This is a genomic window from Marinitoga sp. 1197, assembly GCF_001021165.1.
Taxonomy (GTDB): domain Bacteria; phylum Thermotogota; class Thermotogae; order Petrotogales; family Petrotogaceae; genus Marinitoga.
Window position 1 is genome coordinate 44581 of sequence record NZ_AZAY01000009.1, and the last position, 13574, is coordinate 58154.

Genomic DNA, 13574 nt, shown 5'->3' on the forward strand with positions numbered 1-13574 from the left:
TGTGAATTTGGATTTTTGAACTTCCTGTATACAACATATTATATCATAAATTTTATTAGACTTATCTTTTGTGATATAATTTAATAGTGAAAGGATGTGAGTAAATGGATCAGGATTTTAAAGTTTATAAGGAAGAAATAGAGAAAATTTTAAATAAAGATTTAAACAATTCTGAAGTAGAACTTTTAGAAAAAGCATATTTTTTAGCTAAAAATGCCCATGAAGGGCAAATGCGTGATTCAGGAGAGCCTTTTTTTGAACACCCTAAAGCTGTTTCTAAAATATTGGCCGAATTAAAAATGGATATTGAAAGTATTGTGGCAGCCTTATTGCATGATGTTGTAGAAGATTGCGATGTTCCAATTGAAAAAATTAATAAAGAGTTTGGAACGGATATTGGAAGAATCGTAGATGGTGTAACTAAGATTAGCAATCTGAAATTAAATGAAAAACTAAATAAAGTTGACATGAAATCATTAGAAAAAATTGAAACGATCAGGAAAATGCTTCTTGCTATGTCCCATGATATAAGAGTTATTATAGTAAAGCTTTCAGATAGATTACATAATATGAGAACGTTGCAATATGTACCACATAAAAAACAAATAATAAAATCTCAGGAAACACTTAAGATATATGCTCCAATAGCTCATCGATTAGGTATTCATAAAATAAAAGCAGAATTAGAAGATTTATCCTTTAAATATTTATATCCAGAAGCTTACGAAGATTTAAAGGGGAAGTTAGAAGAAAAAGTTAGAAATGTCCATAATAGAATGGAAGATTATAAAAAAATTATATTTGAAAATTTAGAAAAGCACAATATAAAAGCGACTTTACAGGGGAGAACAAAACATCTATATAGTATATGGGAAAAAATGTTGAGAAAAAACAAAAGTTTTGATGAAATTTATGATTTTATAGCATTAAGGATAATAACCGAGTCCCCAACTGCATGTTATGCGTCTTTAGGTGTTGTGCATTCAGTTTGGAGACCTGTTCCAGGAAGAATAAAAGATTATATAGCTGTTCCTAAATCAAATGGTTATAGGTCTATTCATACTACTGTTATTACAAATAAAGGTGAAACTTTAGAAATTCAAATCAGAGATTGGGAAATGCATGAAGAAAGTGAATACGGATTGGCTGCTCACTGGGCATATAAAGAAGGTGTGGATACCAAAAAATTATATTTTGTAAAAAGACTGATGGATTTACATAAAGAAATTGCCCAATCCGCTTTTAATTTGAACGATATAGAAGAAGAATTAAAAGCTCATGAGGTTTTTGTATTTACTCCGAAAGGTGAAATCTTGCATTTACCATATGGTGCAACGCCTATAGATTTTGCATATGCGATACATACAAATGTTGGCAACCATTTTGCTGGGGCTAAGGTAAATGGAAAAATCGTTCCAATAAGCTATGAACTTCAAAATGGAGATATTGTGGAAATAATAGTAAATAGGAATTCTTCAGGTCCAAGTATAGACTGGTTAAAATATGCAAAATCTTCAAGAACCAAACATAAAATAAAAAGACATTATAGATTAAAAAATGAAAAAAATCTTGAAGAAAAAGGTAGGGAAAAACTTAGAGAAATTGCAAAAGAATTAAATATGTCTATAGACAAATTAATCCACGAATTAAAAGATAATCAAGTTTTTTGTGAAAAAAACAAAATAAAAAACGAAGAAGATTTATATATAAGATTAGGTTTTGGTGATGTAAATCCAAGGGAAATTTATAAGCTTTTTGAACCTAAAGATATTGAAATAAAAAAGGCAGAGGAAAATTTTCAAACCTCAAAAATATCTTATAAAAGAAAAGGAATTGGAGTTATAGTTGATGGTCAGGAAGGTATAGATGTGTATTTTGCAAAATGTTGTAATCCGGTATTAGGTGATGATATTATTGGGATAGTTAGTAGAAGAGGTATAGGAATTCACAGAAAAAATTGTATGAATATTAAAGAGGTTCCAATTTCAAGAGTAGTAAAAGTATCCTGGATTGCAGAAGATTTAGAAAATTCCAAATTTATTACACACTTACTTATAGAAATGGAAAACAAATCTGTATTAAATGATATTAGAAAAAAGATAAAAATTGAAAAAGCGAATATAGAAATGTATGAAACTTCCAGAAAGGTTGACAGAATAGATTTAAAAATGAGGCTTTCGGTAAAAGATGTACAGCATTTAATGAGGGTTTTAACATCAATAAAAAATATAAAAGGTGTATATAGCGTAAGGAGGAGTTAGTATTGAGAGCAGTAGTTCAAAGGGTTAAAAAAGCTCATGTTGATGTTGAAGGGGAAACTGTTGGAAAGATAGATAAAGGTATTTTGGTGTTGCTTGGTGTTGGACAAAATGATGATGAAAAAGATATTGAATGGTTGGCAGATAAAATTCTTAATTTGAGAATTTTTGAAGATAACGAAGGAAAAATGAATCTATCTTTACTTGATATAAAAGGAGAAATCTTAATTGTTTCTCAATTCACTTTATATGGTGATTGTAGAAAGGGTCGAAGACCGTCATATTCTTCAGCGGCAAAACCTGATAAAGGGAAAGAATATTATGAAAAATTTATAGAATTTATAGAAAAAAAATATAAAATTAATGTCGAAAAAGGTATTTTTCAGGCAGAAATGGAAGTTAACCTAATTAATGATGGGCCTGTTACATTGTTACTAGATTCTGAAAAAACTTTTTAGATAGCGTATTTAGTGATTTTTTGACAAAATATTAAAATTTATCAATAAAACATTGGAGGTGTTATTATGAAAGAAGTAGAAGTAACTGTATTTGTGTATTCAGAACAACCATTTGATGTACATATTAGCGCAGAAGGAGCAGAATATGGAATTACTCCTCAAAATATATATAAAATATATAAAGGTGAAGAAAAACCCGCTAAAGGGATTGTTGTTAAATTCAAGATGCCTGATGGCACAAAAAAATATGTACGAGCTGAATAGAGGAGGCATATATGGGAAATTTGTATTTAATAGATGGAAGTGGTGTTGCTTATAGAGCTTTTTTTGCACTAGATCCTAATCTTAAAACTACATCAGGCATACCCACAAATGCTATTTATGGGGTTACAAAGATGATTTTAAAAATTTTAGAAAAATATGTAATAAAAAATGAAGATGCCATTATTTTTGTAATGGATAAAAAAACAACTACATACAGGCATAAATTACTTGAAAGTTATAAAGCAAATAGACCGGAAACACCTAAAATTTTCAAAGATCAAATACCTTATATTCTGGAAATTGTAAATGCTTTAGGTATTAAAACAATTGCTGAAGAAGGTTATGAGGCTGATGATGTAATTGCAACACTGGCTTTAAATGGGCAGAAAATATTTAATCAAATATATGTACTATCATCTGATAAGGATTTAATGCAATTGGTAAATGATAAAATAAAAATGCTCAGAATAGGTAGAGGAATTACCGATATTAGAGAATATGATGTAAATAAAGTTTATGAAAAATATGGATTTGGTCCGGAAAAAATTCAGGATTTTTTAGCTTTAACTGGAGATGCTGTTGATAATATTCCTGGAGTTAAGGGAATTGGAGAGAAAACTGCAACTAAATTAATAAAAGAATTTGGTTCATTAGAAGAGATATATAAAAATGTTAGAAGTACAACGAAATCTATACAAAAGAAACTTATTGAAGGAAAAGAAATGGCGTTTTTAAGTAAAAGGCTTGTTCAGCTGGTTACTGATGTTCCGTTGGAAATAAATTGGGAAAGTTATGTATACAGAGGATTTAATGAAACTTTAGAAGATTTACTTAATGAATTTGAATTTAAATCTATAATTAGAGAGTTAGGTTTTAAAGAACAGAAAAAAGTTATAAAAATTAGCAATCTTCCAGGAATTGAAGATCTATCTTCTAAAGGAGAATATGAATTATTAACAAAAAAAGATTTAAATAAGATTTTAGATTTAATTAAAAAACAGGATATTATTTCTTTTGATTTAGAAACTACATCTATTGATCCTTATCAGGCGGAAATACTTGGCATTGCAATATCTTTTGAACCTAAAAAAGGATACTATATAGATATATCAAACGAAGGTAATGAAACTAAAAAAAGTATTTTAAAAAAATTATGGGATATATTAAAAGAAAAAAATTTAGTTGGACAAAATTTAAAATATGATTTATCAATTATGAAAACAGCGGGATTTGAGATGAAAACTCCTTATTTTGATACGATGATTGCTGCATATTTAATTTCTCCAGATTCAAGAAGATTTAATATGGATGATCTGGCAAAAAAGTATTTAAATTATGAAACTATAAAATACAATGAAATTGTAAATGAAACATTATTTGCAAACACTCTAAAAGATGTAGATTCAAAAAAAGTGGCAGAATATTCAGGTGAAGACGCAGATATCACTTTAAGACTATTTCACATTTTAAGACCGAAAATTTATGAATTTGAATTAGAAAAGGTTATGTTTGAGATAGAAAATCCTCTAATTCCTGTTTTGGCTAAAATGGAATTAAATGGTGTTTATTTTGATATTCCATATCTAAAAAAATTAGAGAAAGAATATACAGATATATCAAACAATATATTACGTGAAATAAAAGAAATAGCTGGTTATGAGATAAACCCGAATTCACCCAAGCAAATAAGAGAATTGTTATTTGAAAAGCTGGGATTGGTTCCAAAAAAGAAGACAAAAGGTGGTCAATTTTCTACAAATGCACAGGTTTTGGAGGAAATGAAAGATGATCATCCAATTATTCGGAAAATATTGGATTTTAGAAAATATCAGAAATTATTATCAACGTATATTCAGTCAATTCCAAAATTGGTTAACAAAAAGACGAAAAGGGTACATACATCATTTAATCAAACAGGTACAGCTACAGGAAGATTAAGCAGTAGCGATCCAAATCTTCAAAATTTACCTATTAGAGATGTAGAAGGAGAAAAAATAAGAAAAGCTGTAAAAGCGGAAAAAGATGGTTATATTCTTTTAAGTGCTGATTATTCCCAAATTGAACTACGTGTATTGGCTCATATGAGTAAAGATCCTGTTTTAATTGAGTCATTCAAAAATAATTTAGATATTCATACAATAACGGCTGCAAAACTTTTTGATGTTTCAGAAGAACAGGTTGATTATAAAATGAGACAAATTGGAAAAATGATTAATTTTTCAATTATTTATGGAGTTTCTTCTTATGGTTTATCAGAACGAACTGGAGTTTCTATTAATGATGCAGGAATATTTATAAAAAAATATTTTGAGTTATATAAGAGTGTAGAAGAATATCAACATAAAATTTTATCAGATCTTTCAAAGAATGGATATGTTGAAACATTATTTGGTAGGAAAAGATTTTTAAATAATCTAAGATTGAATAAAAATGATTTAAAGAGAATGGCTGTAAATACTCCAATTCAAGGGACCGCGTCTGATATTATGAAATTAGCTATGATAAAATTAGATAAAGAATTGCCAGAATATGCTAAGATGATACTTCAGGTTCATGATGAAATAGTTATAGAATTACCTGAAGATAAAAAGGAAGAAGTTGCTAATATTGTTAAGGAAATTATGGAGAACGCCATTGCTTTGGAGGTTCCGCTGAAGGTTGATATAAATATATCAGAAAGGTGGACTAAGTGAGGCGATTTTAATGAAAAAAATGTTATTTTTTTTGATCATTATTTTTAGTATAATATCTTTTGGATATATCTCTATGGATTTTAATTTTATTTTCTCATTTGGTAGTACCGGAACTTCATATAGCCAGTATGTGAAATTGCACTATATAGATGATTCAATGATTTCAACCGTCACATTTCATTTAAAGCAATATCCTCAGGAAATTATAATAAATGATGAAAAGTATAATGTCTTTTCATGTTCTCAAAAATTTATTACTGGTTCTGGAATTTTAAAAGTAAAGTATAAAGATAAAACTTATGAATTTTTGTTAAATAATGAAGAATTAAATATTAGTTTAGATAAAGAAATATATCCAGTTATAAAAATAGAATCTTATACCAAAGAAGTTTCACCAAATGACGATTGGTATAATGACAGATTGAAAATTCTATTATACTCAAATACATATGCAACTATAAAATTAGATAAATATAAGAAAAGTATATACCCGGGAAAGAATGAAATTTATTTCCCTATAAATTATGAAGATGGAAATTATAAGATTAAAATCCTAATTTTTAATGAAAGAGGAAGTTACGAACAGGATATAACTATCAAAGTAAACAGACAAAAAAGAACACTAACAAAATATATAGTTTTAGGGATATTTGGATTGTTTTTAGGAATGATTACATATATTTCAATAAAATAAAGAGGCTTAAGCCTCTTTATTTTATTTTGAACTTAAAAAATTATCCACTTCATTTCTTGTTGGAATTGAAGATTGAGCGCCTTTTCTAGTTACGGAAATTCCAGCAGCAGCGGCAGCAAATTTAATAGCTTCTTTTATATTTTTTCCTTCTTCTAATGCAACGGCAAGCGCACCATTAAACACATCTCCTGCAGCAGTTGTGTCTACAACTTTATGCATTTTAAATACAGGAATTTTTAATATAGAATTCCTATTATACAAGATAATCTCCTTTTCACCGCGTTTTAAAATTATGTTTTTGACTCCCAATCCAAAAAAATTCCTTAAAGTTTCTTTTAATTGTTTTTCCGGGTTTAAATTAAAAAATGTTTCTGATAGATATTTGAATTCTTCCTCGTTTGGGGTGAAATAATCAACATATTCAAAAATTTCCTTTTTAATATTTTGAGCTGGAGCAGGGTCAAATATAATTATTTTCTTTTTTGACTTAAGAGTTTTAGCTATGTGAAAAGACGTTTCAAACGGTATTTCATTTTGAAGTAAAAAATACTTATATTCCTTTAATATATCTAATTTGTTTTCAACAATTTCTGGTGTAATAAAACTGTTGGCTCCCTCGAAAATTATTATTCTATTACATCCGCTTTTTGTAACTTCAATATATGCTCTTCCTGTTGGTAAGTCGGTATACACATAACCTTTTATTCCGAATTTATCAAAATTCACTGCCAGAGATTTACCAAAATCATCATTTCCTAATGACGTAAAAAAATAAACATCATTATTTGAAAGCTTTGCAGCAGTTACGGCCTGATTAGCGCCCTTTCCACCTGGGAAATATTCTAAAGAAATAGCTTTTTGGGTTTCGCCAGGATTTGTAAATTTTTCAACTGTTAAAACTATATCCATATTTGAACTTCCAATTACACCTATCATTTTCTCTCCCCCTCACGCACACTATTTAATATACTTAATTAATTTTTGATATAACATATCTAAATAAATTGCAGAATATAATATAGATCCTCTTATTGTAATTAAATCCCAATCTGAAAAATATGTTTCTTCATTTCTATTATTCCCTAAATAAAAATAAGAAATCAAATCAAAACTTCTTTCTCCCTTGTCGCCATCACCTATAGTTTCATCAGTATTCGAAATATAAAGAAAGTCTGCATCTATTAAAACATGTGTTAAACCAAAAGATAATGCGTATATATTTCCATTTGAAATCTCTGCTCTAAATGATCCTGGAAAAAATTTTGACTCCTGATACATTATTGCGAGTATCAACTCAACAGGTATATGGTTTAATTTAATAACTTCCGGATATAACTCTGAACCTGTATACTGCAATCTTTTTAGTTCTATATCTGAATTTGTATATGCATAAACAATATCAACAAGAAATTTTGAGTAAAATAATATATTGTCGTCATTGAATGTAATGTCTTTAAAAAATTTATCATACCAATACTTGAAAAGATAATTATTTGAATAATCTCTTTTAATGAGATTATAAACTTTATTAACTAAAAAATCTCTTTTTTCATAACTTTTTATTGTATTTGGATTTAAAAATTCAAAATCACGATCATTTTTTATAGGATTTGTTGGAATTTTTGAATCGAAAGCATCAATAAAAAAATTTTTATTAGAATTGTCTGAGAATCTATTCATAATATTATTTACATATTCTTTTATTCTATCATCATCAGAAACTAATGATTTAACACTAATTACTTTTGTTGGTGGAGTGTTTATTTTCCCAATAAAATACTTATAATTATATAAAACATTATCATCATAGTCATCCCCGTTTTCATTTGCTAATTTTTTTAAGTTTTCAAATGAATACCCACCTCCACGGTTATATCCAGTCGCAATTAATCTGATTAATAACTCTTTTTGTGAGTTAGTTAAATCATTAAAGTTAGTATCTTCTACTTTAATTGGTTGTTTTATACATGAAGATAAGATGAATACTAATATTAGTATAAATATTATTTTTAATTTCATAATATCACTCCTTTGAATTATTATACCATAAAATTTATATACGTAAGCATACTCTCTTATACTTACGCATACTCATAATAAAAAGGAATAATCATGAAAGTTTCTTCATACTCGCCAATTTTTCTAAGATTTTTCATTTTGAGAAATTGAAAACAAAATGTATAATAGACATTGTCAAGTTTATTTTATTTAAAGGAGGAGATAATATGCCAATTAATTTAAAAGGAAGAAGTTTATTATCATTGAAAGATTATAAACCAGAAGAAATAAAATATTTATTAGATTTAGCTTTTGATTTAAAATCTAAGAAAAGAGCAGGCATTAGAACTGAAACATTAAAAGGTAAAAATATAGTATTGATTTTCGATAAAACATCTACAAGGACCAGAACTGCATTTGAGGTTGCTGCTTTAGATGAAGGAGCTCATGTAACATTCTTAACAAATAGTCAAATGGGTAAAAAAGAATCTATTGAAGATACGGCTAAGGTTTTAGGAAGAATGTACGATGGTATTGAATACAGAGGATTTAAACAGAAAGTTGTAGAAGATTTGGCAAAGTACTCAGGTGTTCCTGTTTGGAATGGGCTAACAGATGAAGCTCATCCTACTCAAGGATTAGCAGATGTAATGACAATGATGGAATTTATACATAAACCATTAAATCAAATGAAAGTAGTTTTTATTGGTGATACGAGAAATAACGTTGCAAATACATTAATGAGAATTTCTGCAAAATTAGGAATGCATTATGTAGCTGTAGGACCAGAATCATTAAAACCTTCTGATGAAATGATGAACGAAGCTTTAGAAACTGCTAAAGAAACTGGTGCTGTAATTGAATATACCTCCGAATTAGATGGAGTTAAAGGGGCTGATGTAATATATACTGATGTATGGGTATCAATGGGAGAAGAAGATAAAATGCCAGAAAGAGTTGAACTATTAACCCCATATAGAGTTGACATGGATTTAATTAAAAAAACAGAAAATCAAAATGTGATTTTCTTACATTGTCTTCCATCATTCCATGATTTTGAAACAATTGTTGCTAGAGAAGCTAAAGAAAGAGGTCTTGATATTAGGGAAGTTACAGATGAAGTATTTAGAAGCAGACATTCAAAAGTTTTTGATCAAGCTGAAAACAGAATGCATACAATAAAAGCTATTATGATAGCTACACTATAAAATTTAGCAGGGGAGGAATTTATATGAAAAGATTAGCTGTTGTTGCCATTGGGGGAAATGCAGTTAACAGACCTGGTGAAAAACCAACTGCAGAAAATATGTTTAAAAACATAAGAACAACTGCATCCTATCTGGCTGACATGATTGATATGGGATATGACCTGGTAATAACACATGGAAACGGTCCACAAGTGGGAAACTTATTATTGCAGCAAGATATCGCTAAGGGAACTATTCCACCATTTCCTATGGATGTATTAGGTTCAATGACACAGGGATATTTAGGTTATATGATCGTTCAGGAATTAAAAAATATTCTAAATGAAAGAAAAATAAATAGAGATGTTGCTGCGGTTGTTACACAAATTGTAGTAGATAAAAATGATCCTGGATTCCAAAATCCTTCAAAACCCGTAGGTCCATTTTATACAGAAGAAGAGGCTAAAAAAATAATGGAAGAAAAGGGTTGGATGTTTAAAGAAGATTCAGGAAGAGGTTGGAGAAGAGTAGTTCCATCGCCAATTCCATTAGATGCAATTGAAAAAAATACTATAAAAGATTTAGTAGAGAATGATGTGATTGTAGTTGCAGGTGGAGGAGGAGGAATACCTGTAATTATTGAAGAAAGTGGTGAAATAAAAGGAGTAGAAGCTGTTATTGATAAAGACAGAGCTTCTGCATTATTAGCAAAGATTTTAAATGCTGATGAATTTATTATTCTTACAGCAGTTGAAAAAGTTTATCTAAATTTCAATAAGCCTGATCAAAAAGCATTAGATACAATAACTATTGAAGAAGCAGAAAAATATATAGCAGAAGGTCACTTTGCAAAAGGTAGTATGTTACCTAAAATAGAATCATGTGTATCCTTTGTAAAAGACGCTAAAAAGCCAGCATTAATCACAGATATGGAAAAATTAAAAGAAGCTTTAGAAGGAAAAACAGGAACAAAAATAATACCATAATAAAATTTTAGAACTAAAACCATTGTCTGGATTGTGAATCTCTCCCTCTCCCCACAATCCAGACCTTTTTATTTAAAAAGCTGTTTTTTAAAAGGAGGATTAAAATGTATATTTTTTTAGATTATGATGGGACATTGATAAAAAATGAAGAAAATGAATTCCAAAAGATATACTTTAAGAGTTTTTTAAAATATACAGGGTTTAAAGAAAAAAAAATAATGGATATAATTTATGAATGTACGGTTGAACTTATTAAAAGAGTTGAAGGAAAAGAAAATAACTTAGATTATTATTTAAACTCTCTTTCCAAAAAAACAGGAAAAAGTCAAAAATATTGGTATAATATTTTTCTAAATTATTATGAAAATGATTTTCCAAAATTAAAAGAAATAGTTGTTCCAAATTTTGATTTAATAAATAAAATAAAAACATCAAAACATAAGTTTATTTTTGCATCTAATCCTGTATTTCCAGAAATTGCCGTTCATCATAGAATAAATTTTATAGGTTTATCACCAAATAATTTTATTTATGTATCAACGATGGAAAATTCCCATTTTTGTAAACCAAATCCAAAATATTTTATGGAAGTTCTTGAAAAATTGAATATAAATGCAAAAGATTGTATTATGATTGGAGATACAGATTTTGATAGATCTTCCTTGAAAGCGGGAATTGAATTTATACATATTAATGAAGAAAATAAATGGAAGGAAATTTTATAATATATAAATGAAAAAAAGCAGCCAAAGGCTGCTTTTTTATTGGTGGCGGCGAAGAGACTCGAACTCTTGACACTGCGGGTATGAACCGCATGCTCTAGCCAACTGAGCTACGCCGCCATAAAAAAAATGGTAGCGGGGGCAGGATTTGAACCTACGACCTTCGGGTTATGAGCCCGACGAGCTACCAGACTGCTCCACCCCGCACCGAGTAGGAGAAAATAAAAATGGTGCCGAGGGTGGGACTTGAACCCACACGAGTGTCTCCACCCAACGGATTTTAAGTCCGCAGCGTCTGCCAATTCCGCCACCTCGGCAACCTTTCAGGCATTTCAACCGTATTTATTCTATCATTTTTTCGCTCTTTTGTCAATACTTGTTCGTTACAAGTTTCTTATGAATTTATTGGTGTTTTTTAAATAATATTTATGTAAAAAATTCTAAATGTAAATTAAGACTGTCTAAAAAGTCAAATTCACTCAGACAGCTTGATTGCTTATCCTTAAAATTATTCATTCTCAGCCGTCGCTCAAACAATACATCGTGTATTGTTTCGCTCAAAATTACATCCATGTAATTTTGACGGCTTTCATTCATAATTTTAAGGGCAATCTTCGAGTCTTCGTTTCATTTGAGACTTTTTAGACAATCTATGTGAATTTTAATATCATTATATTGTTTTTTGTAGAAAAAATTGATATAATAAATCATGTATGTTTGTTAGAATGGTTAAATGGGGGGTATGTATGAAAAAAAAACTACTTTCTCTTTTAGGTATTGTAATTTTTTTCATATTATTAATTTCAAGTTATAAATTAAATAATTTATCCGGTTATAAAGTAAGTGAATGGTATGATGAATATGGAAATAAATTATACACACCTATTATTAAAGAAACAAAAGGTGAAGAATATATCTTAATTTCTTATTTTCCAAAAACAGAAAATCAATATATTGTTTTTCCTGAAATTTCTGCTAATTATGCTGAATTATACTTAAATGATGTTTTGATTAAAAAATTCGGATTCAATAAAAATAATTTATTCAATATTTACTTAAAACCCCATTTGATACTTTTAAATAATTTAAAAGATCAAAATAAATTAAAGCTTGTTATTTACGATCTATATAAAGGTGGTATCCGTATTACACCAGTATTGATACCAGAATCAAAACTTCATGAATATCTTTTATTATATTTTATTAATTATGGTTTAATATCTTCTATAGGGGGAATAATATTATTTCTTATAATATTGATTATCAGTTATATTTTCTTTTTAGATAGGAAATCTGTTAATCATTTATACAATTATCTTTTTTCCATGTTTTTTTTATTTATAGCAACAATTGATTTTCATTATTATTCTTTTGGAAATATGTATACCTTTTTATTATTAAAAAAAATTTTTTATATTTCCATGCTTTTAGCATTTTTATTTTTCTTAAATACAGTAACTTTAAAACAAAATAAATATAAGATTATTAATATTATTATAAAAATTTCGATTATTATACCTATTTTCTTTTATTTGATAGCAAAAGATTATTACCAACTTATGAATTATTATAATTTATTTTCATGGATTCCAACAGCATTATTGTTATATATAATTATTTTATATAACAATAATGTGAAATATACTTTTTTATTAACTTTTTTAGCTGCAACTATTATTCATGATTTGATTTTAGTCAATTTCTCTATAAATAATAGTAAATTTTTATTTTCTTATGGTATTTTTTCCTATACAATATTAGTTGGTATTTCTTTAGTGGAAGAAATTAGAAAAGCTCATATAAAAATAAGAAAAATATCTTTGAAAGCTTTGAAGGATCCGTTAACAAATGCCTATAATAGGCTATTTTTAAAACAAATACATTTTAATGAGAATGATTCGTTGGTTTTTTTCGACTTGAATGATTTAAAAAAAATAAACGATAAACATGGTCATAAAAAAGGGGATGAAGTTTTAATTTATACAGTAGAAACAATAAGGAAACATTTAAGAAAAGAGGATTATATAATCAGACTTGGTGGTGATGAATTTCTAGTTGTTTTAAAAAATTGTGATATTAAAATAGCAAAAGAAAAATTTTCAAAAATTCAGGAAGATTTAAAGAATTACAATATACCTGTTTTTATTTCTTATGGAATTGTACAATATAAAGATTCTTTAGATAAAACTATAAAAAGAGCAGATAAATATATGTATAAAATGAAATCAGAAATAAAAAAGTCAAAAAAATATAAATTCAAAAAATAAAAAAGCAGCCAAAGGCTGCTTTTTTATTGGTGGCGGCGAAGAGACTC

General features: G+C 27.9%; 11 protein-coding genes and 3 tRNA genes. 9 read left to right on the forward strand and 5 right to left on the reverse strand.

Translation table 11 applies throughout. The features are described 5' to 3' along the window. Positions 1-104: 104 nt before the first annotated feature. The 5 genes from X275_RS02675 to X275_RS02695 all read left to right on the forward strand — a co-directional run bounded on the left by X275_RS02675 (position 105) and on the right by X275_RS02695 (position 6367). Complete coding sequence (locus X275_RS02675; protein ID WP_047267406.1) at positions 105-2261, forward strand: RelA/SpoT family protein; 2157 nt, start codon at positions 105-107, stop codon at positions 2259-2261. 2 nt (positions 2262-2263) lie between these two features. After that, complete coding sequence (gene dtd, locus X275_RS02680; RefSeq protein ID WP_047267407.1) at positions 2264-2716, forward strand: D-aminoacyl-tRNA deacylase; 453 nt, start codon at positions 2264-2266, stop codon at positions 2714-2716. Positions 2717-2782: 66 nt separating this feature from the next. Next, a complete protein-coding gene (locus tag X275_RS02685) occupies positions 2783-2980 on the forward strand; it encodes a hypothetical protein (RefSeq protein WP_047266558.1) in 198 nt (65 codons plus the stop codon). 11 nt (positions 2981-2991) lie between these two features. After that, a complete protein-coding gene (gene polA / locus X275_RS02690) occupies positions 2992-5673 on the forward strand; it encodes a DNA polymerase I (RefSeq protein ID WP_047267408.1) in 2682 nt (893 codons plus the stop codon). A gap of 10 nt (positions 5674-5683) precedes the next feature. Further along, entirely contained in the window at positions 5684-6367 is a 684-nt protein-coding gene (locus X275_RS02695; RefSeq protein WP_047267409.1) for a hypothetical protein, read from the forward strand. A 21-nt stretch (positions 6368-6388) separates the two neighbouring features. On the opposite strand, the gene rbsK is transcribed toward X275_RS02695, so the two are convergent. Together rbsK and X275_RS02705 are read right to left on the reverse strand one after the other, a co-directional pair. Then, positions 6389-7303 carry a ribokinase gene (rbsK, locus tag X275_RS02700; protein WP_047266561.1) on the reverse strand — a complete coding sequence of 305 codons (915 nt, stop codon included), beginning with the start codon at positions 7301-7303 and terminating at the stop codon, positions 6389-6391. 21 nt (positions 7304-7324) lie between these two features. After that, positions 7325-8386 carry a hypothetical protein gene (locus X275_RS02705; protein WP_047267410.1) on the reverse strand — a complete coding sequence of 354 codons (1062 nt, stop codon included), beginning with the start codon at positions 8384-8386 and terminating at the stop codon, positions 7325-7327. A gap of 206 nt (positions 8387-8592) precedes the next feature. Between X275_RS02705 and argF the strand changes: the two genes are divergently transcribed. From argF to X275_RS02720, 3 genes are all read left to right on the forward strand, one after another. Then, positions 8593-9573, forward strand: coding sequence for an ornithine carbamoyltransferase (gene argF / locus X275_RS02710; RefSeq protein ID WP_047267411.1), 981 nt, complete (start codon positions 8593-8595; stop codon positions 9571-9573). Between the two features lie 23 nt (positions 9574-9596). Continuing rightward, positions 9597-10538: a carbamate kinase gene (gene arcC / locus X275_RS02715; protein WP_047267412.1), complete on the forward strand. Its 942-nt coding sequence runs from the start codon at positions 9597-9599 to the stop codon at positions 10536-10538. A gap of 104 nt (positions 10539-10642) precedes the next feature. Further along, entirely contained in the window at positions 10643-11263 is a 621-nt protein-coding gene (locus X275_RS02720; RefSeq protein WP_047267413.1) for an HAD family hydrolase, read from the forward strand. Between the two features lie 40 nt (positions 11264-11303). On the opposite strand, the gene X275_RS02725 is transcribed toward X275_RS02720, so the two are convergent. The 3 genes from X275_RS02725 to X275_RS02735 all read right to left on the reverse strand — a co-directional run bounded on the left by X275_RS02725 (position 11304) and on the right by X275_RS02735 (position 11577). Further along, a tRNA-Met gene (locus tag X275_RS02725) sits at positions 11304-11380 on the reverse strand. 10 nt (positions 11381-11390) lie between these two features. Next, positions 11391-11467: transfer RNA gene (locus X275_RS02730), tRNA-Met, on the reverse strand. Positions 11468-11488: 21 nt separating this feature from the next. Then, positions 11489-11577: transfer RNA gene (locus tag X275_RS02735), tRNA-Leu, on the reverse strand. Between the two features lie 429 nt (positions 11578-12006). Here X275_RS02735 and X275_RS10985 point away from each other — a divergent pair. Next, the gene (locus X275_RS10985; RefSeq protein WP_052913561.1) at positions 12007-13527 is read left to right on the forward strand and encodes a GGDEF domain-containing protein; all 1521 of its coding nucleotides are present in this window, start codon (positions 12007-12009) and stop codon (positions 13525-13527) included. Positions 13528-13574 lie beyond the last annotated feature (47 nt).